The sequence below is a fragment of the Achromobacter sp. ACM03 genome (genome assembly GCF_014851665.1).
GTDB classification, from domain to species: Bacteria; Pseudomonadota; Gammaproteobacteria; order Burkholderiales; family Burkholderiaceae_B; genus Achromobacter; species Achromobacter aegrifaciens.
Genome location: NZ_JACVAD010000002.1, coordinates 1,355,085 through 1,377,912, shown reverse-complemented (window position 1 = coordinate 1,377,912; position 22,828 = coordinate 1,355,085). Strand labels below are relative to the sequence as shown.

The following is a 22,828-nucleotide window of genomic DNA, read 5'->3' as shown; positions in this document are numbered from 1 at the left end:
GGAATCACAGCGCCATGACCGACACCATCCTCGTCATCAACGCCGGCAGTTCCAGCATCAAGTTCTACCTGTACGACATCGACGGGGCGCAGGAGCTGGCCCCGCGCCTGGGCGGCCAGCTCGAAGGCATAGGCACCTCGCACCCGAAGCTGAAGGTGCGCGACGCCGCCGGCCAGACCCTGGTCGAACGCGAAATCGCGCCCAGCCACGCGCCCGACGTGCCCAACGGCCAGGAAGTCGTCGGCACCTGGCTCAGCGGCCACCTGGGCGGCGCCCCGCTGGCGGTAGGCCACCGCGTGGTGCACGGCGGCCCCGAGCTGTCCGAGCCGGTACTGATCGACGACGCCATCCTGGCCAAGCTCGACACCTTCACGCCGCTGGCGCCGCTGCACCAGCCGAACAACCTGGCGCCCATCCGCGTGATCCGCGAGCGCCGGCCCTGGATTCCGCAGGTCGCCTGCTTCGACACCGCGTTCCACCGCAGCCACTCCGACGTGGCCGACCGCTACGCGCTGCCGGAACGGCTGTACCAGGAAGGCGTGCGCCGCTACGGCTTCCATGGCCTGTCCTACGAGTACATCGCGCAGCGCCTGAAGAAAGCGCTGCCGGACATCGCCGACGGCAAAATCATTGCGGCCCATCTGGGCTCGGGCGTTTCCGCCTGCGCCATGCATCACGGCAAGAGCGTGGACAGCACCATGGGCTTCACCGCGCTGGAAGGCCTGCCCATGGGCACCCGCCCCGGCCGCCTGGATCCGGGCGTGGTGCTGTGGATGATGGAACGCGGCATGACCCATGACGAGATCGAGCACCTGCTCTATCACGACTGCGGCATGAAGGGCCTGTCCGGCATCAGCAACGACATGCGCGAACTGCTGGCCAGCGACGCGCCCTCGGCCAAGCTGGCGCTGCAGTACTTCGCCTGGCGCGTGGCCGAAGGCATGATAGGCCTGGCCTGCGCCATGAACGGCGTGGACGGCATCGTCTTCACCGCCGGCGTGGGCGAGAATTCCGCCGAGATCCGCCAGGCCATCAGCGAGCACTGGGGCTGGCTGGGCATCAAGCTGGATCCCGAACGCAACGCCCGCCATGGCCCCCGCATCTCGGCCGACGACAGCCGCATCGGCGTCTACGTGGTGCGCACCAACGAAGAACTGATCATCGCCCAGCACACGCTGGAACTGGTGAGGCAGCGATGAGCGCGCTGCTGCCGCTGGCGGGCAAGCGCGGCCTAGTGACGGGCATCGCGAATGCGGATTCGATCGCCTGGGGCTGCGCCAAGGCCTTCCGCGCCCTGGGCGCGGAGCTGGCCGTGACCTACCTGAACGACAAGGCCCTGCGCCACGTGGAGCCGCTGGCCCGCCAGGTGGAGGCGCCGCTGCTCTTGCCGCTGGACCTGATGCGCGAGGGCCAGCTCGAAGCCGTGTTCGACAGCGTCGCCGCCGAATGGGGCCAGCTGGATTTCGTGCTGCATTCCATCGCCTTCGCCCCGCGCGACGACCTGCATGGCCGCGTGACCGACTGCTCGCGCGAGGGCTTTGTGCAGGCCATGGATGTGTCCTGCTGGTCCTTCATCCGCATGGCCAAGCTGGCCGAGCCGCTGATGCGCAACGGCGGCGCGTTGTTCTGCATGAGCTACTACGGGTCGCAGATGGTGGTCGAGCACTACAACATGATGGGGCCGGTAAAGGCCGCGCTGGAGTCCGCCACCCGCTACCTGGCGGCGGAACTGGGCCCGCAGGGCATACGCGTGCACGCGATATCACCAGGGCCGCTGAAGACGCGCGCCGCCTCGGGCATCGCCGAATTCGATACGCTGCTGGACCGCGCCCAGTCCAAGGCTCCCGCGCGCAGCCTGGTGTCCATCGACGACGTGGGCGAAGCCACCGCCTGGCTCGCGACCGACGCCGCCCGCCGCATGACGGGGCAGACGATATACATCGACGGCGGCTACCACATCATCGATTAAGCCAAGGCGCCCAGCCGGGGCGCCTTAGCCCAGCGCCGCGGGCGGTGCCTGGCGCCAGCGTTCGATCGCTTCCACGGCCTGCTCGGGGCTGCCGAAGATCTTGTCGCGGCCGATCTTCTTGACCAGGCCGGAGCGTTCCAGCGCGGTGCGGAACTGGCCGTGTCCGCCCGCCACCAGCAGCGTGATGCCGCGCTCGTCCAGCACATGCTTCAGTTCATACAGCGCCTCGACCGCGTCGGCATCAGCCTGGGTCATGGCTTCGGCGTCCAGCACGAACCAGCGCACGTCGCCTGCCTGCTCGATGACCTCGCGCGCACGCCGGCGGAAGGCGTCGGCGTTGAAGAACCACACCGAAGACTCGAACAGCCAGATCACCGTGCCCGGTACCGGCTGGGCCTCGGGATTCAGGTGCAGCTTGCCCAACACCGTTTCGCCGGGCAAACGGCCCAGCAAGGCGTCGCGCGGATTGCCCGACACGTACATCGCATACAGCAGCGTGGCGCCCACCGACACGGCCACGCCCTGCAACACGCCAAAGCCCACCACGCCCACCGCGGCAAGGATGCCGAACGCCAGCTCGATGCGCGAGATGCGCGCCAGGCGCATGAAGGCGTGCCCATCGAACAAGCTGATGGCGGCCAGCAGCAGGATGGCCGACAGCACGGCCTGCGGCAGCCAGAACAGCGGCCCGCTCAAAAGGCTCACCACCACCGCCAGCGCCAGCGCCGCGGTGACGCTGACCAGCGGCGAAGAACCACCAGCCACCAGTCCCACCGCCGTGCGCGAGTCCGCGCCCGTCACCACGAAGCCCTGGAACAGGCCCGCCGCCATATTGGCCGCGCCAAAGCCCACCAGCTCGCGGTTGGGATCCACGTGTTCGCCCGTGCGTGCGGCGAAGCTGCGCGCCGTCACGATGCCGCTGGAGAAGCTCACCACCAGCACACCCGCCGCGCCCAGCAGGATGCCGTCCACGCCCTCCAGGCGCACCGGCAGGCTCAGGGCCGGCAAGCCGGCAGGCACTTCTCCCACGACGGCGATGCCCAGGCCGGGGAAGTTGAACAGCCAGGACAGCACGCAGGCCAGCACCACCAGCAGGATGGGGCCGGGCCAGTTCGGCCGCCAGCGCTTGACCGCCACCAGCAAGGCGCAGGACGTCAGGCCCAGGATCAGGGTGGGAATCTGGATTTCCGGCAGGCGCCGCGACAGCTCCAGGAACGGATGCACCAGTCCGCTGTTGCGCAGGCCCACGCCAGTCAGGCCGCTCAACTGCGACAACGCCAGCGTGATCGCCACGCCCGCCATGTAACCGATCAGCACCGGCCGCGACAGCAGGTTGGCCAGCACGCCCAGCCGCAGGGCGCGCGCGATCAGGCAGCCCACCCCCACCGTCAGGGCGATGCCGGTGGCGGCCACCAGCCGGTCTTCCGGCGTGGTCAGCGCCATGCCGGTCAGGGTGGCGGCAATCAGGGTGCAGGTGGCAGTATCGGGCCCGACGATCAAGGTGCGCGACGAGCCGAACAAGGCATAGCCCAGCATCCCGGCGATAGCCGCCCACAGGCCCGCCACCGGCGGCACGCCCATCATGGCGGCATAGGCCAGGCCCACCGGGAGCGCCACCGCCGCCACGCTCAGGCCGGCGGTGATGTCACGCCGCGCCGATTCCCGGGTGATGCCGCGGAAATTGTTGAGGCCGGGAATGAAGCGTAGGTTCATGGTGCTGCGGAGAAATCGGGGATGAAGCGAGCCCGGGGCGCGCCGGTTTGCGCCAGGGCTACACCAAGCCGGCCAAACCTGGGCAGCCTGGATCAAGGCGCCGGCATAAAAAAAGCCGCCCCATCGGGGCGGCTTCGGCCTTGCATGGCAAGACGTATTACTTGGCGTAGCGGGCTTCCAGCACGGCCACGGCAGGCAGGGTCTTGCCTTCCAGGAATTCCAGGAAAGCGCCGCCGCCGGTCGAGATATAGCCCACCTGCTCGCCGATGCCGTACTTGGCAATGGCGGCCAGGGTGTCGCCGCCGCCGGCGATCGAGAAGCCTTCCGATTCGGCGATCGCGCGCGCCACCACTTCGGTGCCGTTGGCGAACTGGTCGAATTCGAACACGCCCACCGGGCCGTTCCACACGATCGTGCCGGCCTGCTTCAGGATCTCGGCCAGTTGCGCCGCGGTCTTGGGACCGATGTCCAGGATCATGTCGTCGTCGGCCACGTCTTCGGCCGCCTTGACGGTGGCTTCGGCGTCGGCGCCAAAGGACTTGGCGCACACCACGTCCACCGGAATCGGCACGGCCGCGCCGCGCTGCTTCATGATGTCGATCACGGCGCGCGCCTGGTCGACCTGATCGGGTTCAGCCAGCGACTTGCCGATGGACAGGCCGGCAGCCAGCATGAAGGTGTTGGCGATGCCGCCGCCCACGACCAGCTGGTCGACCTTGTCGGCCAGCGATTGCAGGATCGACAGCTTGGTCGACACCTTGGAGCCGCCCACGATGGCGACCAGCGGACGCTTGGGCTCGTGCAGCGCGCGGCCCAGGGCTTCCAGTTCGGCGGCCAGCAGCGGGCCGGCGCAGGCCACGGGTGCGAAACGCGCGATGCCGTGGGTGGTGGCTTCGGCGCGGTGGGCGGTGCCGAACGCATCGTTGACGTAGACGTCGCACAGCGCGGCCATCTTCTTGGACAGCGTTTCGTCGTCTTTCTTTTCGCCGACGTTGACGCGGCAGTTTTCCAGCAGCACGACCTGGCCGTGATCGACCTGGACGCCGTCGACCCAGTCGCGCACCAGCTGCACAGGCATGCCCAGCAGTTCGGACAGGCGCTGGCCGACCTTGGCCAGCGAATCGGCTTCGGTCAGCACGCCTTCCTTGGGACGGCCCAGGTGGGAGGTGACCATGACAGCGGCGCCGGCGTCCAGCGCCATGCGGATGCCGGGCACCGAGGCGCGGATGCGGGTGTCTTCGCTGATGCGGCCGGCGTCGTCGAACGGCACGTTGAGATCGGCGCGGATGAACACGCGCTTGCCGGACAGGGCGCCGGACTTGGCCAGCGCGGACAGAGTGTTGACCTTGGACATATTTGGATTCCTACGATGGGCGTACAAAGGGGACGAACCCATTTTCCGCATACGCGGAAAACAAATCCGTCCCCTCTATCTAGCCGTGTTGCTTACTTGGCCGACATCAGCGCGACGGTGGTGTCGAGCATGCGGTTCGAGAAGCCCCACTCGTTGTCGTACCAGGACGAGACCTTGACCAGACGGCCCGAAACCTTGGTCAGCGACGCGTCAACGGTGCTGGAGGCCGGGTTGTGGTTGTAGTCGACCGAAACCAGGGGCTCGGTGTTGTAGTCCAGGATGCCCTTGAGCTCGCCTTCCGAGGCGGCCTTCAGGATGCCGTTCACTTCTTCGGCGGTCGTGTCGCGGCTGGCCACGAACGACAGGTCGACCAGCGACACGTTGATGGTCGGGACGCGGATGGCGTAGCCGTCCAGCTTGCCGTTCAGTTCCGGCAGCACCAGGCCCACGGCGGCGGCAGCGCCGGTCTTCGTGGGGATCATGCTCATGGTGGCCGAACGCGCGCGGCGCAGGTCTTCGTGGTAGACGTCGGTCAGGACCTGGTCGTTGGTGTAGGCGTGGACGGTGGTCATCAGGCCGTTTTCCAGGCCCAGCTTGTCGTTCAGCGGCTTGACCAGCGGGGCCAGGCAGTTGGTGGTGCACGAAGCGTTGGAGATGACGGTGTCGGTGGCCTTCAGCACGCCGTGGTTCACGCCGTACACGATGGTGGCGTCAACGTCCTTGCCGCCGGGGGCCGAGATGATGACTTTCTTGGCGCCGCCCTTGATGTGCGCGCCGGCCTTTTCCTTGGTCGTGAAGAAGCCCGTGCACTCCAGCACCACGTCGACCTTCAGCTCGCCCCAGGGCAGCTCGGCCGGGTTGCGGTTGGCCAGCACGCGGATCTTGTCGCCGTTGACGACCATGAAGTCGCCGTCGACTTCGACGGTGCCCGGGAACTTGCCGTGGGCGGTGTCGTAGCGCGTCAGGTGCGCGTTGGTCTTGGGATCGCCCAGGTCATTGATGGCGACGATTTCGATATCGTGCTTCTTGCCACCTTCGTAGTGGGCACGCAGGATGTTGCGGCCGATGCGACCGTAACCGTTGATGGCGACGCGAATGGTCATGACTAAGCTCCTTTTTACAAAACTTGCTTGACGGTCTCGGCCACCTTGTCGGCGGTCAGCCCGAAGAACTTGAACAGTGCGCCGGCCGGCGCGGATTCACCGTAGCGGTCGATGCCGACGACGGCGCCTTCCAGGCCCACGTACTTGTGCCAGAAGGCGGTAACCCCGGCTTCGACGGCCACCCGCGGCAGGCCCTTGGGCAGCACGGATTGCTTCCAGGCGGCGTCCTGGCGGTCGAACACGTCGGTGCTGGGCATGGAGACCACGCGCACGGCGATGCCGTCCTTGGCCAGCTGCGCCTGCGCGTCCAGCGCGATGGCGACTTCCGAGCCGGTGGCGATGATGACGGCGCGGGCGCCTTCGGCATCGCGCAGCACATAGCCGCCGCGGGCGATGGCCTCGACGGTGGCGGCGTCGCGCTGCACGAACGGCAGGTTCTGGCGCGACAGCAACAGGGCCGTCGGGCCGCCGTCGTGCACGTCCATGCCGATGCTGGTCGGGCGCGTCACGGCCGCGTTCCAGGCCACGGCGGTTTCAGCCGTATCGCAAGGACGCCACAGCGACAGGTTGGGGATCAGTCGCAGGCTGGCTGCGTGCTCGATCGACTGGTGGGTCGGGCCGTCTTCGCCCAGGCCGATGGAATCGTGGGTGAACACGTGGACCACGCGCTGCTTCATCAGCGCGGCCATGCGGATGGCGTTGCGCGAGTAGTCGGAGAACGTCAGGAACGTGCCGCCGAACGGCAGGTAGCCGCCGTGCAGGGCCACGCCGTTCATGATGGCGGCCATGCCGAATTCGCGCACGCCGTAGTTGATGTGGCGGCCGAACTGGATGCCCTTGTCGCCGGCGCGGACGGCGGCAACGCCCTTCCAGTCGGTGAAGTTGGAACCGGTCAGGTCGGCCGAGCCGCCCAGCATTTCCGGCAGCAGCGGCGCCAGCGCGGTGATGGCGAACTGCGACGCCTTGCGGGTGGCGACGGTTTCGGCCTTTTCCAGCGTGGCGTCCAGGAACGCCTTGAACTGTTCGGCGTAGCCGGCGGGCATTTCGCCCTTCATGCGGCGCTTGAATTCAGCGGCTTCGGCGGGGAATTCGGCGGCGTAGGCGTCGAACGCCGACTGCCATTCAGTCTGGGCGGCGGCGCCCTGCTTGCGGCCATCCCAGCCGTCGTAGATGTCTTGCGGAATCTGGAACGGTTCCGACGACCAGCCCAGCGCGGCGCGGGTGGCGGCGATCTCGTCCTTGCCCAGCGGCGCGCCGTGCACGTTGTGCGTGCCGGCCATGTTGGGCGAACCCTTGCCGATGACGGTGCGGCAAACGATCAGCGTGGGTTTTTCCGATTGCGAACGCGCGGCCTTGATGGCGGCGTCCACGGCGGCGACGTCATGGCCGTCGATGCCGCGGATCACGTTCCAGCCGTAGCCTTCGAAGCGCTTGGCGGTGTCGTCGGCAAACCAGTGTTCCACGTGGCCGTCGATGGAAATGCCGTTGTCGTCATACAGCACGACCAGCTTGCCCAGCTTCAGCGTGCCAGCCAGCGAGCAGACTTCGTGCGAGATGCCTTCCATCAGGCAGCCGTCGCCGGTGAAGGCGTAGGTGTGGTGGTCGACGATGGTGTGGCCGGGTTTGTTGAATTCAGCAGCCAGCAGCGCTTCGGCCAGCGCCATGCCCACGGCATTGCCCAGGCCCTGGCCCAGCGGACCGGTGGTCGTTTCCACGCCCGGGGTGATGCCCACTTCGGGGTGGCCTGGCGTCTTGGAATGCAGCTGGCGGAAATTCTTCAGTTCTTCGATCGGCAGGTCGTAGCCGGTCAGGTGCAGCAAGGCGTAGATCAGCATCGAGCCGTGGCCGTTGGACAGCACGAAGCGGTCGCGGTTGGCCCAGGCGGGATCCTTGGGATTGTGACGCAGGTTGCCGGCCCACAGGGCTTGGGCGATTTCCGCCATGCCCATGGGAGCCCCCGGGTGCCCGGAGTTCGCTTGTTGCACGGCGTCCATCGCGAGGGCGCGGATGGCATCCGCCAAGGCAAGTTTAGGGGCGGTCGGATTGCTCATTCGGAAGGCTCTTTGAAGCTGGCGGGCCTACGGTCAAAATAGGGGCCAGTTGAGTAGGTTGCGAAGCATGGGATTTTAGCATCCAGGGGTTTCCCCGACGCCATCGGCCATAAGGCGGCCCGTGCTAGGCTAGCTTTCTGAGGACAAGTGCCCCCACGCCGCGCCCGCTGCGCGGGCTAGCTGCCCCCCAAGGGGGCGTTTTTGCCTTGGGACGGCCCGGCGGCAAAAGTATCCTTCTCCACATCAAATCAGTTCTCGCACATTTATGTCAGCCCCCCGCTTCTTCTGCGATATCCCCATGAGTACCGGCGCCCGCGTGGCGCTTCCCGAAGCCCTGGCGCACCACGCGCTGCGCGTGCTGCGCCTGCGCGCGGGCGAGGCCGTCGCGCTGTTCAACGGCCAGGGCGGCGAGTATCCCGCCACGCTCGAAGTGGAAGGCAAGGCTGGTTTTGCCCAGTTGGGCGAATTCCTGCCGCGCGAGGCCGAACTGGGCGGACGCGTCACCCTGGTGCAGGGCCTGCCTTCCGGGGACAAGATGGACTGGGTGGTGGAAAAGGCCGTGGAGCTGGGCGCCGCGCGCGTCAGCCCCATCGCCGCCCAACGCAGCGTGCTGCAGCTGTCGGGCGCCCGGCTCGACAAGCGCGTGGCGCATTGGCAGCGCATCGCGCAGTCCGCCAGCGAACAATGCGGCCGCAACCGGCTGATGACGGTGGACGCGCCGCTGACCCTGGCCGAATGGCTGCAACAGCCCGCCGAGGGCCTGCGCCTGCTGTGCCACCCGGAAGCGCAGGACGATCTTGCCGGCGCGCTGCGGGCCGCCCCCGGCCTGCAGGCGCTGACCCTGCTGGTGGGGCCGGAAGGAGGATGGTCGGACAAGGAATTGGCCCAGGCCCGCGAGGCGGGCGTGCAGGCGGTGCGATTCGGCCCCCGGGTGCTGCGCACCGAAACCGCGGGGCTGGCGCTGCTGTCAGCGGCCAGCGCGCTACTGGCCTGGTAGAACGGCCGGGTCAGTGGTCTTCGCCGTAGGGCGCTGCCGCTACCCCGGGCTCGGGGTCCGGATGGCGTCCGGCGTGTTCGATGACATACGAAAAAACGCGGCCGTTTTCGCGGGCGAAATCGGCCGCGTCGGAGCAGACGGTTTCGATGCGGCCCGAGTCTTCTTCCAGTGCCGGATCGCCCGAATGCAGCTTGTACAGCCACAGCACCACGCCGGTCTTGTGGTCCAGCACGGTATCGCACAGGCAGTCGTAGAGGGCGTCCAGGTTGCCGCCGAAGTATTCGGGGAAATCCACTGCCTTGACGATGGCGCGCAGCACCGCGGAACGGCTGCGGGCAGGATCGCAATTGGCGACGAACAGGGCCAGGCCAAGCTCATGGGCGGCGTCCACCACGGCCTTCTTGTCCAGCCCGTCATGGGCCAGCGCACCGCCGCGCATCAGTTGCCGCTGCAGAGTAGATTGGCCATTGCGCGTCATGCCTGAGCCCCCTTGAAAAAGGCGATCACTTCGTCGTTACGCTGCATCGTATCGGCATAACCCAGTTCAATCAATCGCTTGGTGTAGCTGGATTCAAATAAGAGGTAGGACATCAGCGAACCGCCGCCGGGACGGTCTGGATCGGACGATACACCGAGTACGCGGAAAAGAGCACGGGCCTGGGCCGGCATATCCTGCAAATGTTCCAGCGCCATGACGTCCAGCGACTGGCTGGGCGTGATCGTCAGGACCTCGATGCGGCGCGCATGCCCGTGCTGCGCGCCTTCCGGGCCGGACTGATCCATCAGGAAGTTGATGCGCTCCAGGCGCTCGACGTCGGCCGACAGGCCGTCCAGGAAGATGCTGGCCAGCGCATGCCCGCCGACCTGGGCCAGCGAGGGATAAGGCGGCGAGTCCTCGCGGTTTTCCGGGTGGGTTTCGTCGCGAAAACCCGTGCCGATCACCAGCACGCGATGCGCGCCCAGGTGGATGGCCGGACTGATGGGCGCCAACTGGCGCATCGAGCCGTCGCCGCACCACTCACCTTTGCCGTGCACCTGCACCTGCCGGGCCGGAAAGACGAAGGGGATGGCGGACGAAGCCATCAGGTGGTCGATGCCGATGGGCGTGGGCAACGCCAGGCGCAGATAGCGGTGCCAGGGCTCGATGGGCGTGTGCGCCTGGTAGAAGGTCAGGTGCTCGCCGCTGGTGTAGCCCGAGGCCGTGATCGCCAACGCCGACAGCGCGCCGGTTTCCAGGTTGGTGCGCAGATGCTGGAAGTCCAGCACCCGCTCCAGCAGAGCCTGCATGGGGCTGTTGTCCAGCAGCGAATGGGGCCGCTTGCGCGTCAGGCCCGAGTACATCCACCCCAGCGACAGCAGGCCCAGCCAGCGCACGCCGGTACGGATCAGGCCGGGCGCGTCGGCCCGGTAGATCATGTCGGTATTCAGGGAAGACCACAGCCGGCGGATGCGGCGCACGCCCAGATGGGGCCGGTCGGCGCGGCAGGCCAGCGCGGCGGCATTGATGGCGCCGGCGGACGTGCCGCAGATGATGTGAAAGGGATTCTGGAAACGCGAATGCCAGTCCGGATCCAGCAATTCCATGATGGCGCTGAGCACGCCCACCTGATAGGCGGCGCGAGCGCCGCCTCCGGTCAGGACCAGGCCGGTCGGCGTGCGCGGGCACGCCGGACCGGGTGGCGTCACGTCAACGCGGCGTATTGACATCGACCACCGTCATCGCGGTCATGTTGACGATGCGGCGCACGGTGGAGCTGGAGGTCAGGATGTGCACCGGTGCGTTGGCGCCCAGCAGGAACGGACCCACCGCAACGTTGCTGCCTGCGGCGGTCTTCAACAGGTTGTAGGCGATGTTGCCCGAGTCCACGTTCGGGCACACCAGCAGATTGGCCTGACCCTTGAGCGTGGACGACGGCAGGATGCGCATGCGCAGCGCTTCGTCCAGCGCGCAGTCGCCGTGCATTTCACCGTCGATCTCGAGTTCCGGCGCGGCCTGGCGCACCAGTTCCAGCGCGCGGCGCATCTTCGCGCCCGAGGCCGAACTGCCCGAACCGAAGTTCGAGCGCGACAGCAGCGCGACCTTGGGCGCCAGGTACATGCGGCGCATCTCGTTGGCGGCGGCGATGGTGAATTCGGCGATCTGCTCGGCCGAAGGTTCATCGTTGACGTGCGTGTCCACCAGCACCACCGTGCGCTCGTTGAGCAGCAGGATGTTCATGGCGGCATACACGTTGTGGCCGGGACGGCGGCCGATGACCTCGTCCACGAAGCGCAGGTGATCATGGTAGGCGCCGACCGAACCGCAGACCATGCCGTCGGCGTCGCCCAGGCGCACCATCATCGCGCCGATCAAGGTCATGCGGCGGCGCATTTCCACACGCGCCATTTCCTTGGTGATGCCGCGGCGGCACATCAGCTCCCAGTACGTGGTCCAGTACTGGTGGAAGCGTTCATCGTATTCGGGATTGGTGACTTCGACGTCTTCTCCGAGGCGCAACCGCAGGCCCAGCTTTTCGATGCGGGTCAGCAGTACCGACGGACGGCCCACCAGGATGGGACGGGCCAGGCCTTCATCGACGATCACCTGCACCGCGCGCAGCACGCGCTCGTCTTCGCCTTCAGCGAACACGATGCGCGCTGGGCCGCCCTCGCGCACGATGCGCTTGGACGCCGAGAACAGCGGCTTCATGAAGACGCCCGAGTGGTACACGAACTGCTGCAGCTGCTCTTCGTAGGCTTCCAGGTCCGCCAGCGGACGCGTCGCCACACCGCCTTCCATCGCGGCCTTGGCCACCGCCGGGGCGATGCGCACGATCAGGCGCGGATCGAAGGGCTTGGGGATCAGGTATTCGGGGCCGAACGAAATATCGAAGGTGCCGTAGGCCGCGGCCACGACTTCGTTCTGCTCTTCTTCCGCCAGCTCGGCGATGGCGTACACCGCCGCCTTTTCCATTTCACGGGTGATGGTGGTGGCGCCCACGTCCAGCGCGCCGCGGAAAATGTACGGGAAGCACAGCACGTTGTTGACCTGGTTCGGATAGTCCGAACGGCCGGTCGCCATGACCACGTCGTCGCGCACCGATTGCGCCAGTTCCGGCAGGATCTCGGGCGTGGGATTGGCCAGCGCCAGGATCAGCGGGCGCGGACCCATGGCCGCGACCATTTCCGGCTTGAGCACGCCGCCCGCCGACAGGCCCAGGAACACGTCGGCGCCCTGGATCACTTCGGCCAGCTTGCGGGCGTCGGTCTTTTGCGCGAAGCGCGCCTTGTCCGGATCCATCAGCGCCGTGCGGCCTTCGTAGACCACGCCTTCGATGTCGGTGACCCAGATGTTTTCCAGCGGCAGGCCCAGGTCCACCATCAGGTCCAGGCAGGCCAGCGCGGCGGCGCCTGCGCCCGAGGTCACCACCTTCACCTGCTTGATGTCCTTGCCCACGACCTTCAGGCCGTTGATGAAGGCGGCGGACACACAGATCGCGGTGCCGTGCTGGTCGTCGTGGAAGACGGGGATCTTCATGCGCTCGCGCAGCTTGCGCTCGACGGTGAAGCACTCCGGGGCCTTGATGTCTTCGAGGTTGATGCCGCCGAAGGTGGCTTCCAGGCCCGCGATGATCTCGACCAGCTTGTCCGGGTCGGTCTCATTGATTTCGATATCGAAGACGTCCAGGCCGGCGAACTTCTTGAACAGCACCGCCTTGCCTTCCATCACCGGCTTGGAAGCCAATGCGCCGATGTTGCCCAGGCCCAGCACCGCGGTGCCGTTGGTGATCACGCCCACCAGGTTGCCGCGCGCCGTGTAGCGGTACACATTGGCCGGATCGGCCACGATTTCTTCGCAGGCCGCCGCCACGCCAGGCGAGTACGCCAGGGCCAGGTCCCGCTGGTTGGTGAGCTGCTTGGTCGGCGTGACCGAGATTTTGCCGGGGCGTCCAAGCTCATGATATTCAAGGGCGGCTTTGCGGAGATTGGCATCCATAGGGGCGGCTACTGGCTAGAGTGTGTGACACGAAAGGGGGGAATTCTATTCCGATGGCGGGCGCCGCGATACCTCGGCAATGCCCGCCTGCCCCTTGGATAAGCGGGCTCGTCCCATGTTAGCGCTGGCTTACAAATTGTCGCTATTCCGCGATGTGGAATGAGAGAAAACGTCCATCGGGGTCGAACAGGGCCTTCACCCGAGAGTCCAGGCGGGTGGTAGCCAGCCCCGGCGGCTCGTTCGGGCAGGCAGGAGCGTGCGGCGCCGGCCCGGCGTCTGCCAGTGTCACCGACTGCACCCAGGCCAGCGTGCCGCCGTGCCCCAGCAGCAGATGCGCCAGGTTGACGGTGGCGGGCGCTTCCGGCTTGAGCGCGTCCAGCCGGTAGCGGCCCAGCCAATGCTCGCCGTCCCGGGTGGCGAAGGCGTCCCCCCCCGACGCCAGCTGGAACAGCGCCGGCACCAGGCGCTGCACGGTGGCGGAACGCAAGGGCTGGACGTCCGACTCGCCGAACGGCCCCAACGTTTCCTCTATGCCGTCAGCCAGCATCACGTCCAGCGCCACCACGCCGGAGTCGGCGCAGCGCCCGGCGGGCCAGTGGGCCTTGGCCGCCAGCCATGCAGCCAGCGTCAAACCCCCGGGCAGGCCGGCGAACTGGCGCAGCCCGGCCTGCGCCAACATCGCCAGCGGCGTGCCCGGCTGCGCGCGCCAGCGCCCGGTTTCGCCGGACAGGCGCACCAGGCCGGTCATGGCGGACGGGTCCACCGTGAGGAGCGGACCATGGACGGTCTCGAAAGGCCCTTCGGCGCCCGCCAGCGCCAGCGTCACGCGGTACTCGGCGCACAGCGTGCGCGCGTGCGCCACATCCGCGTCGCGCGCCGGCGTCAGCAGGCCCCGCGGGCCGCCCTCTCCCGCCTCGCCCGAATCTCGGACAGATCCCTGACAGAGCAGGCTCAACCGCTCCATGAAGGCCGACCACGGGCTGCGGGCCGGACGACGGCCCAGGAGGAAAGCGCGCCGGGATGGCTGCATGACTACAATTCCTTTTTCGCTACAAACGCCTTCGAGAATCCGATGCCCCGCCTTGCCCATCGCACCAATGACTTCCTGACCTTCCAGGTAATGGAACTATTCAAGCAGGCGCAAGCGCTGCAGGCGGCCGGCAAGGACATTATCAGCCTGGGCATCGGCGAACCGGACTTTACCGCGCCCCCCCAGGTCGTGGAAGCGCTGGAGCGCGCGGCGCGCGCCGGCCTCAGCGGCTACAGCCCCTCGGCCGGCCTGACGCCGCTGCGCGAGGCCATCGCCCAGTTCTACCACGAGCAGTTCGGCGCCAGGATCAACCCGGCTCGCGTGATCGTCACCGCGGGCGCCTCCGGCGCCCTGACGCTGGCCTGCGCGGCGCTGGTCAACCAGGGCGGAGAAGTGCTGATGCCGGATCCGTCCTACCCCGCAAACAGCAATTTCGTGCTGGCGGCGGGCGGCGTGCCGCGCCTGATCCCCAGCACGGCGGCCAAGCGCTTCCAGCTGTCGGCGCAGGACGTGGCCAGCCACTGGACGCCCGCCACCCAGGGCGTGCTGGTCGCCTCGCCCAGCAACCCTACCGGCACCTCCATCGACCATGGCGAGCTGGCCGAGCTGCTGGCGCAGGTCCGCGCCCGCGACGGCTTCGCCATCGTCGATGAAATCTACCTGGGACTGTCCTATGAAGGCCAGCCGCGCTCGGCCCTGACGCTGGACGACGACGTCATCGTCATCAACAGCTTCTCAAAGTACTTCCACATGACGGGCTGGCGCCTGGGCTGGATGATCGTGCCCGAGGACATGGTGGCGCCGGTGGAGAAAATCGCCGCCAGCCTGGCGATCTGCGCGCCCACGCTGGCCCAGCATGCCGCGCTGGCCTGCTTCCAGCCAGGAGCAATAAAGACCTTCGAGCACCGCCGCGAGGCCTTCAAGCAGCGCCGCGACTACCTGCTGCCGGAATTCGAGCGCATGGGGATCCAGGTGCCGGTGAAGCCCGACGGCGCCTTCTATATTTATGCCGACATCGCCAACCTGGGCATGGATAGCGCCGCGTTCTCGCAGCGCCTGCTGCTGGAGGCCGGCGTGGCCGCGGTACCGGGCCTGGACTTCGGTCCGGCCCACGGCAAGCACACCATGCGCTTTTCCTATGCCACGGGCCTGGACCGTCTGGAAGAGGCCGTCGCCCGCATCGGCCGGTTGCTGCAGGGCTGAGTCCGACAGCCAAACCGCGAAAAACAAAGCGCGTCCCTAGGGACGCGCTTTGCATTCAGGCCAGGACGGGAATCAGTCGCGCGCCAGCGCGATCCCGGAGGCCAGCGCCAGGCGGCGGCGTTCCGCCTGCACCTTGGCGCCGTAGCCGTTGTCGTCCGGTCCGGTGGCGCCGACGTAGCATGCCAGGCCGCCATCGACCGAGCCGCGGCGATTGATGCAATCGCGCAGGATCGTGGCTCCGACCCCGATATTTGCGGCCGGGTCCAGCGCGGTCTTGCCGACCGCGTCGAATTTGTCCTGGTGCACGCTGGTCATCACCTGCATCAGTCCCTGGGCGCCCACGTGGCTTTCGGCCAGCGGGTTGTAGCGGGACTCGATGGCGATCACGGCCAGCACCAGCAGCGGGTCCAGCTTCTTTTCGCGGCTTACCTTGTACACGGTATTCAGCAGCGGGCCGGTGGCGTCATACGCGACCTTGTACTTGCGCGAAATATAGTTGCGCAAGGCTTCTGCCTGCGGGCCAGTGGCGCTCATCGCAACGGGCTTGGGCGCCGCAGGCGCGACACGGGCGGGCCCCAGCATGCCGGTGGCATTGCTGGCGGGAGCAGAAGGAACGGCCATGGCAATTGCCGACGACATGTCGGAACCCAGTTCGGAACCGGCTTCGGATTCGGTGCCGGTTTGCATGGATGTAGGCGCTAGGGCGGTCAACAAGGCTTTGTGCACTTGCAATGCCTGGTCGCGCAAACCAGGCAGGGCGAATCCCATGCTTACCGTCACAATGACCGCAATGCCCAGATAAACGGAGCAAATGCGCAGGGACTCGGCAAGATATTGGTGCACTCCTTGGGCCAGGCTTCGGAACAGGCTGGCCACTGACGCATCGGGCATAAAACCTCCTGCGTTAAAAAGAGGGAGTCAATGTTAACCTCTCTGTCTACCCAATATGTAACCAAATAGCTGGGATCTGTAGTGAAATACCGCGACCTTAGAGACTTCATCGCCCAACTTGAACGCATGGGCGAGCTCAGACGCATCGCTGCGCCGGTGTCCACCCGGCTGGAAATGACTGAAATATCCGACCGTGTCCTGCGTGCGGAAGGCCCTGCCCTGCTGTTCGAAAACGCGCAGCACAATGGCCAGACGGCGCAGATGCCGGTGCTGGCCAACCTGTTCGGCACCCCGGCCCGCGTCGCCCGCGGCATGGGCGCCGACGACGTCAGCGCCCTGCGCGACATCGGCGAACTGCTCGCTTCGCTGCGCGAGCCCGAAGCGCCCAAGGGCCTGCGCGATGCGTTGGCCAAGGTCTCGATGCTGAAGTCCGCGCTGTGGGACATGAGCCCCAAGAACGTCAAAAGCCCCGCCTGCCAGGAAATCGTCTGGGAAGGCAAGGACGTCGACCTGAACCGCCTGCCGATCCAGACCTGCTGGCCCGGCGACGTGGCGCCGCTGTTGACCTGGGGCCTGGTGATCACGCGCGGCCCCAACGCCCGCCGCCAGAACCTGGGCATCTACCGGCAGCAATTGCTGGGCCCCAACAAGCTGATCATGCGCTGGCTGTCGCACCGCGGCGGCGCGCTGGATTTCCGCGACCACGCCCTGGCGCATCCCGGCACGCCCTTCCCCATCGCCGTGGCCCTGGGCGCCGACCCGGCCACCACGCTGGGCGCGGTCACGCCGGTGCCCGACAGCCTGTCCGAATACCAGTTCGCCGGCCTCTTGCGCGGATCCCGCACCGAGGTTGCCAAGGCGCTGGGCAGCGACCTGTCCGTGCCGGCCTGGGCCGAGATCGTCCTGGAAGGCCACCTGCTGCCGTCATCCGACCCGCGCGCCATCGCGCCCGTCGTGCCCGAAGGCGTCAACCCGCCGCCGAACACCGATTACGAGATGGCGCTGGAAGGTCCCTACGGCGACCACACCGGCTACTACAACGAGCAGGACTGGTTCCCCGTCTTCACGGTGGAGCGGATCACGATGCGGCGCAATCCCATCTACCACTCCACCTACACCGGCAAGCCGCCCGACGAGCCCGCCGTGCTGGGCGTGGCGCTCAACGAGGTCTTCGTGCCGCTGCTGCGCCGCCAGTTGCCCGAGATCGTGGACTTCTACCTGCCGCCGGAAGGCTGCAGCTACCGCCTGGCAGTGGTGTCGATCCGCAAGCAGTATGCCGGCCACGCCAAGCGCGTCATGTTCGGCCTGTGGAGCATCCTGCGCCAGTTCATGTACACCAAGTTCATCGTGGTGGTGGACGAGGACATCAATCCGCGCGACTGGAAGGAAGTGGTCTGGGCGATGACCACCCGCATGGACCCGGTGCGCGACACCTTGCTGGTGGAAAACACGCCCATCGACTACCTGGACTTCGCCTCGCCGGTCTCCGGCCTGGGTGGCAAGATGGGCATGGACGCCACCAACAAATGGCCCGGCGAGACCAATCGGGAATGGGGCACCCCCATCACCATGGATGCGGACGTCAAGAAGCGGGTGGATGAGATGTGGGGGCAGCTGGGCCTTTGAGTTCCAGGCTCGCATCATAAAAAAACCCGCCTTCATGGCGGGTTTCTAATTGGACAAGGCCGCAACTTCAGCGTTGCCCACCTGACGGATCATCATCACGGCGCGAGTTCTGCCAGGCCTTGAACAATTGCCAGCCGACAAAGGCGCCGCCGGCGATCTTCAGAAGCTTGGAGCGCTTGCCGCCGCGCATGATCATGGCGGACAGCGATGAACTGACGATGGGATAGCGACGCGCCAGGCTGATTGCCTGCAAGGCCCAGCGCGATGCGCCTCCGGAAGCCAGACCCGGCAGCAGCCCCTTGAGGAGCGCGGCCGGTTCCAGCTTGCGTCCGGTGGACGCGATGCTCTGCGCCAGTGATTCGCGTTCGATGGCGGCGCGGGCGCGCAGCAGTTCGATGCGCACGGCGCGGTCGACGGTGGGAGACCTTTTCGTCATGCTTCAGCCCTCCTCGCGCCGGCGCGCCTGCGCTTCGTCGTCGTCCTGCGCGTCGCGCACCCGATCCAGCAATTCAGCGTCGCGCCCAAGCTCTTCGAGCGTGGCCGCGAACGGCGGCGCGCCGTAGACCAGCCCGCGGCGCACCGCCACCAGCAAGGCCACGCCAACCAGACCGTAGAAACCCGCCAACAGGCCCAGGGCCAGATAGCGGTCTTCAGTGGGCCAGAACGCCACCGCGACCGTGACGGTGAAGACCAGCACCGCCAGCGTCAGGAACAGCAGCGCAGCAAACGCCATGCCCAAGAGCTTGAGCAGGCGCGCCTTTTCGTCCGCTGCTTCCAGCGCCAGCAATTCCAGGCGCGTGCGCAACAGCCCGACCACGCTGGAGGCAACGCCGAAAACAGATTTTCGTAGACCCATGGCTGAGAAGGACGCCGGGCGGGAAGCGCGGCCTTGCGCCCGCGCCGCCCGCCCGGATGTCCTGCCCTATCAGCGGCGGCTGATCAGCAAGCCGAGCAGCAGGCCGGTCACGCCTGCGATGCCGATGGCTTGCCAGGGATTGTCGTGCACGTAGTCGTCGGTCGCGCGGGCAGCCTTGCGGCCGCGTTCCAGCACGGCGTCCTGCGCTTCGTACAGGGCTTCACGCGTGCGCTTCAGGGACGTCAGTGCACGGTCGCGCAATTCGTTGGCCTTGTCGCCCGTGCTGCTGGCAGCTTCGCGCAGCAGGCTTTCGGCGTCATTCAGGCTGGACTTGACACTGTCGATGAGTTTTTCTTTTGCGACTTCTTCGGATTTTCTCGTGGCCATTATTTGAGCTCCTGTTGTGTGTCAATGACGGAACCATCATACCAGCCGCCATGCGGGAGACACGGCGCGCTTGCTACGGTGTGCTACTTGATTTGCGTAATCTCAACGGCGGATTTGACGCCGCCCTGATCGATGTCCTGCTTCATCACCAGATTGATCGCCGGACAGTACCAGTCCGTCACGGTGGTGTTCATGCCCGGGATGGGAATGGTCAGGCCCTGGAACGTGGCCATGGTGGGATCCGAATTGCGGGTGTAGGTAATCGGATGGCAGGACTGCGCGCCCAGCGCGGTGCTCACCGAAGTCTTCTGCCCCACGGTTTTCTCGCCGATGCGCACCGTGGTGCTGGGCTGGCCGCCGACGGGCGCCTCTTTGCCAATCTTCAGGCGGAACGACGAGCCAGGCAATTTCTGGCCGGCGCTGAGTTTGCCGTCATAGGCGAAGAGACCCAGCATGCGCAGGTCGAACTGGCCTTCGGAAGGCTTGGGCGCTTCGCCCGCGGAGGCATAGCGCAGGAAGGTAGCCTGGCCGCCCTTGACCGTCATCAGGTAATCCAGCTTGGACTTGCCCGGGGGCAGGCCCGCATAGCTGAACGTGGCCACGCCCTGCACGCGCGCGCGGCAGTTGTCGCCATTGCTTTTTGTAACTTCGGCGAAAGTAAGGTCGGCGCCCAGCGCCAGATTGCCGCTGCCGGTCAGTTGCACCGCGCCGCCGTCATGCATGAACTGCGCATCGCACACGCCGGCCTGCGCCGCAGCGGCCGCGCCCAGCGCGCCCACCGTAAAAACCAGGGATGCCATTTTTCGCATCGTCACAAGCCACTCCATGAATCCGGATAAAAACCGCCCGCGCCTGGCGCATGGCTGGCTTGATACTACACCGGTTGCGAGACGCGGCGCGTGTCGGAACGTGTCGGCCGCAGCCAAGCTGGCGGCGGCTATGCCGGTGCGGCGGCGCGCGCGGCGCGGCCGATCAGGGCCTGGATCTCCGGCACGCAGGAACCGCAGCCGGTGCCGCAACCCAGCGCAGTCTTCAAGGCCGCCAGATCGCAGCCCCGGGCGATGCCGGCAAGGATCGCGGCCTCGCTCACGCCATTGCAGACGCAGACCGTGCGCGAGCGGACCGCGCCCGCAATCCGTCCGGTCAGCAGCGCCGCCACGCTGGCCGGCGCATCGCCGCCGCCGGCCCAGGACAACAGCGCATCCTGCGCCCGCAGATCGCCTGCCAGCAGAAAGCCGCGCAAGGCGCCTTGCTCCACCTTCACCCTGCGCATCTGGCCGCGCGCGGGATCGTCGAAAGCCACGTCGGGCAGGCGCAGGTCCAGCGCATCCGCCATCGCATCCAGGACCTCTGCCGACGGCGCGGCGGGGGCTGCCAGACGCATCCGCACGCCACCTGCGCCCGCCGGCAGCACGACCGCGTAGTCGAAGCGCCGCAGCCAGGGCTCCAGCCGCGCGCGCAACACGACGCTGTCGCCCTGCAGCCAGCCTGCGGCCTGCCACGCCAGGCCGGCCGGTTCGGCGGACACGGCGCTGTGCTTGAGTTCCGGCTGGCGCGACAGGGGATCGGCAGCCGGATTGGTCAGCGCGTTGACCCCATGTCCCGCCATGTAGGCGCTGCCCCAATGCATGGGCAGGAACACCAGTCCCTCTGCCAGCGAGTCGTCTTCCTGCACGGGTAGCACCACACTACCCCGGCGCGATGCCAGCCTGGCCAGCGCGCCGGCTTCGAGCTTGAGCCGGCGCATGTCCTCGGGATGCATGGACACCCAGGGTTCCTCGACATGCTGCGTCAGCGCGCGGGCCAGGGATGTGCGCGCCATGGTGTGCCAGTGGTCGCGCAAGCGGCCGGTGGTGAGCCGCAGCGGATATTCCTGCGTAGCGGCTTCGGCGACTGGGCGGTAATCCACATCGCAGAAACGGGCGCGTCCGCTGGCGGTGGGGAACATGCCATCGGCATACAGGCGCGCAGTACCCTGCCCTTGCCGATACGGCCATTGCTGCGGTCCGTGCGCATGCAGCGCCGCGTAATCCAGCCCGCTGTAATCCAGATCCCGGCCCGCGGTCGTGCGGGCATGCTCGGCAAAGACCTCGCTTTCATCCCGGTAGGCGAATAGCGCCGCCTTGGGCGGGGCCATGCGGGCGGCCAGGCGCAGCGCGACCTCCTGTGCCAGCCGCCAGTCCGGCAGCGCGTCGCCAGGCGGATCGATCGCGGCGTGCACCCGGCTGATGCGCCGTTCCGAATTGGTCACGGTGCCGGACTTCTCGGGCCAGGTCGCGGCGGGCAGCACCAGGTCGGCGTAGGCCAGGGTCTCGGTGCCTGCATACGCCTCCTGCACGATGACGAAGTCGGCGCGCTCCAGCGCCGCGCGCACCCGGGCCTGGTCCGGCAGGGACTGCGCCGGGTTGGTGGCCGCGATCCACAGCACCTTGATGCGCCCATCCAGCGCCGCGTCGAACATCTCCAGCGCGGTGACGCCCGGCGCCTGCGGCAAGGCGCCCACGCCCCACAGTGCGGCCGTCGCCTCACGGTCGGCCGCGGACGCGGGATCGCGGTGGCCCGGCAGCAGCGTGGCCATGCCGCCCGCCTCGCGCCCGCCCATCGCGTTGGGCTGCCCCGTCAGCGAAAACGGCCCCGCCCCCGGCTTGCCGATCTGCCCGGTCGCCAGATGCAGATGTATCAGGGCGGCGTTCTTGTCGGTGCCGCTGGTCGACTGGTTCAAGCCCATGGTGTAGAGCGACAGCGCCGCGCCGGCCGCGCCGAACCAGCGCGCCGCCTGGACGATGTCCTCCGCCGGCACGCCGCAGATCTCTTGCGCCGCTTGCGGCGTGTACCGCCGCGCGCGCGCCATCAAAGGCTCGAAGCCTTCCGTATGCCGCTGGATGTAGCCGTGGTCCAGCAACCCCTCCTGCTCCATGACATTGAGCATGGCGTGGAACAAGACCACATCCGTACCCGGCGCCAGCTGCAGGTGCAGATCGGCGAAGGCCGCGGTATCGGTGCGCCGCGGATCCGCGACGATCACCTTGATGCCAGGACGCCGCGCCCGCGCGGCCTCCAGCCGCCGGAACAGCACGGGATGCGCATAGGCCATGTTGGAGCCGGCGATCAGCACCGTGTCCGCCAGGTCCAGGTCCTCGTAGCAGGCCGGTGGCGCATCCGCGCCGAGCGTGCGCTTGTAGCCCGAGACCGCGCTGGACATGCACAGGCGCGAATTGGTGTCGATGTTGTTGGTGCCGGCCAGCGCGCGAGCCAGCTTGTTGAAGACCGCGTAATCCTCGGTCAGCAACTGCCCCGACAGGTAGAAGCCCACCGCGTCCGGGCCATGCTGCGCGATGGCGTCGGCCAGCCTGGCCGCGGCGATATCCAGCGCCTGGTCCAGCGCGATGGCGCGCCGGGGGTGGGCACGCGTCTCGCGCCATTGCGCCGACAGCACACGCGCGCCATCGCGCCGCACCGTGTCCGCCAGCGCCAGGCCCTTGCTGCAGAGCCGGCCATGGTTGGCGGGATGCTGCTCGTCGCCGCGCACGCGCAGCACCGCGCCATCGCGCGCTTGCACCCGCACGCCGCAGCCGGTGCCGCAATAGCAGCATACCGACGCCACTTCGCGCACGCCTTGCGGCGCTGCGTCCGCGATATCGATCCGGCGAATCATGGGCGCGTCCATCTCTT

The 22,828-nt window shown here is 67.4% G+C and carries 19 protein-coding genes; 5 read left to right on the top strand and 14 right to left on the bottom strand.

Translation table 11 applies throughout. From position 1 onward, the window contains the following. The first annotated feature begins 14 nt into the window (after positions 1–14). Both IB257_RS14555 and fabI read left to right on the top strand, forming a co-directional pair. Entirely contained in the window at positions 15–1,199 is a 1,185-nt protein-coding gene (locus tag IB257_RS14555; RefSeq protein ID WP_054451528.1) for an acetate/propionate family kinase, read from the top strand. Further along, positions 1,196–1,969, top strand: a complete 774-nt coding sequence (gene fabI / locus IB257_RS14550; RefSeq protein WP_192492476.1) for an enoyl-ACP reductase FabI — start codon at positions 1,196–1,198, stop codon at positions 1,967–1,969. The genes IB257_RS14555 and fabI overlap by 4 nt, the downstream gene beginning before the upstream one ends. 24 nt (positions 1,970–1,993) lie before the next feature. On the opposite strand, the gene IB257_RS14545 is transcribed toward fabI, so the two are convergent. From IB257_RS14545 to tkt, 4 genes are all read right to left on the bottom strand, one after another. Continuing rightward, the gene (locus IB257_RS14545) at positions 1,994–3,682 is read right to left on the bottom strand and encodes a SulP family inorganic anion transporter (protein WP_082400760.1); all 1,689 of its coding nucleotides are present in this window, start codon (positions 3,680–3,682) and stop codon (positions 1,994–1,996) included. 157 nt (positions 3,683–3,839) lie between these two features. Continuing rightward, positions 3,840–5,036: a phosphoglycerate kinase gene (locus tag IB257_RS14540; RefSeq protein ID WP_119451049.1), complete on the bottom strand. Its 1,197-nt coding sequence runs from the start codon at positions 5,034–5,036 to the stop codon at positions 3,840–3,842. A gap of 92 nt (positions 5,037–5,128) precedes the next feature. Further along, positions 5,129–6,139 (bottom strand): type I glyceraldehyde-3-phosphate dehydrogenase, encoded by a 1,011-nt coding sequence (gene gap / locus IB257_RS14535; RefSeq protein ID WP_013395726.1) that lies wholly within the window; start codon positions 6,137–6,139, stop codon positions 5,129–5,131. Between the two features lie 14 nt (positions 6,140–6,153). Then, positions 6,154–8,190, bottom strand: coding sequence for a transketolase (tkt, locus tag IB257_RS14530; RefSeq protein ID WP_192492475.1), 2,037 nt, complete (start codon positions 8,188–8,190; stop codon positions 6,154–6,156). A 265-nt stretch (positions 8,191–8,455) separates the two neighbouring features. On the opposite strand from tkt, the gene IB257_RS14525 reads away from it, so the two are divergent. Further along, positions 8,456–9,187: a 16S rRNA (uracil(1498)-N(3))-methyltransferase gene (locus IB257_RS14525; RefSeq protein WP_192492474.1), complete on the top strand. Its 732-nt coding sequence runs from the start codon at positions 8,456–8,458 to the stop codon at positions 9,185–9,187. 10 nt (positions 9,188–9,197) lie between these two features. On the opposite strand, the gene IB257_RS14520 is transcribed toward IB257_RS14525, so the two are convergent. The 4 genes from IB257_RS14520 to IB257_RS14505 form a co-directional block, all read right to left on the bottom strand. Continuing rightward, complete coding sequence (locus IB257_RS14520; protein WP_054451534.1) at positions 9,198–9,665, bottom strand: barstar family protein; 468 nt, start codon at positions 9,663–9,665, stop codon at positions 9,198–9,200. Continuing rightward, positions 9,662–10,894, bottom strand: coding sequence for a patatin-like phospholipase family protein (locus tag IB257_RS14515; protein WP_082400761.1), 1,233 nt, complete (start codon positions 10,892–10,894; stop codon positions 9,662–9,664). The genes IB257_RS14520 and IB257_RS14515 overlap by 4 nt, the downstream gene beginning before the upstream one ends. Then, positions 10,875–13,163 (bottom strand): NADP-dependent malic enzyme, encoded by a 2,289-nt coding sequence (locus IB257_RS14510; protein WP_192492473.1) that lies wholly within the window; start codon positions 13,161–13,163, stop codon positions 10,875–10,877. The genes IB257_RS14515 and IB257_RS14510 overlap by 20 nt, the downstream gene beginning before the upstream one ends. A gap of 142 nt (positions 13,164–13,305) precedes the next feature. Next, positions 13,306–14,193 (bottom strand): FAD-binding protein, encoded by an 888-nt coding sequence (locus IB257_RS14505; protein WP_175181906.1) that lies wholly within the window; start codon positions 14,191–14,193, stop codon positions 13,306–13,308. A gap of 42 nt (positions 14,194–14,235) precedes the next feature. Here IB257_RS14505 and IB257_RS14500 point away from each other — a divergent pair, with 42 nt between their 5' ends. Next, complete coding sequence (locus IB257_RS14500; RefSeq protein ID WP_192492472.1) at positions 14,236–15,396, top strand: pyridoxal phosphate-dependent aminotransferase; 1,161 nt, start codon at positions 14,236–14,238, stop codon at positions 15,394–15,396. Positions 15,397–15,468: 72 nt separating this feature from the next. Here IB257_RS14500 and IB257_RS14495 read toward each other — a convergent pair whose 3' ends face one another. After that, positions 15,469–16,287, bottom strand: a complete 819-nt coding sequence (locus tag IB257_RS14495; protein ID WP_054451537.1) for a lytic transglycosylase domain-containing protein — start codon at positions 16,285–16,287, stop codon at positions 15,469–15,471. Between the two features lie 81 nt (positions 16,288–16,368). On the opposite strand from IB257_RS14495, the gene ubiD reads away from it, so the two are divergent. Further along, entirely contained in the window at positions 16,369–17,913 is a 1,545-nt protein-coding gene (gene ubiD / locus IB257_RS14490) for a 4-hydroxy-3-polyprenylbenzoate decarboxylase (RefSeq protein WP_054451538.1), read from the top strand. A gap of 67 nt (positions 17,914–17,980) precedes the next feature. Here ubiD and IB257_RS14485 read toward each other — a convergent pair whose 3' ends face one another. The 5 genes from IB257_RS14485 to IB257_RS14465 all read right to left on the bottom strand — a co-directional run bounded on the left by IB257_RS14485 (position 17,981) and on the right by IB257_RS14465 (position 22,823). Beyond that, positions 17,981–18,349, bottom strand: a complete 369-nt coding sequence (locus IB257_RS14485; RefSeq protein ID WP_175212462.1) for a hypothetical protein — start codon at positions 18,347–18,349, stop codon at positions 17,981–17,983. A gap of 3 nt (positions 18,350–18,352) precedes the next feature. Then, positions 18,353–18,769: a phage holin family protein gene (locus IB257_RS14480; protein ID WP_054451540.1), complete on the bottom strand. Its 417-nt coding sequence runs from the start codon at positions 18,767–18,769 to the stop codon at positions 18,353–18,355. 69 nt (positions 18,770–18,838) lie between these two features. Next, positions 18,839–19,156: a YqjD family protein gene (locus IB257_RS14475; protein ID WP_013395739.1), complete on the bottom strand. Its 318-nt coding sequence runs from the start codon at positions 19,154–19,156 to the stop codon at positions 18,839–18,841. Positions 19,157–19,239: 83 nt separating this feature from the next. After that, positions 19,240–19,965 (bottom strand): hypothetical protein, encoded by a 726-nt coding sequence (locus IB257_RS14470; protein WP_082400762.1) that lies wholly within the window; start codon positions 19,963–19,965, stop codon positions 19,240–19,242. 128 nt (positions 19,966–20,093) lie between these two features. After that, entirely contained in the window at positions 20,094–22,823 is a 2,730-nt protein-coding gene (locus tag IB257_RS14465; RefSeq protein ID WP_192492471.1) for a nitrate reductase, read from the bottom strand. Positions 22,824–22,828: the final 5 nt, after the last annotated feature.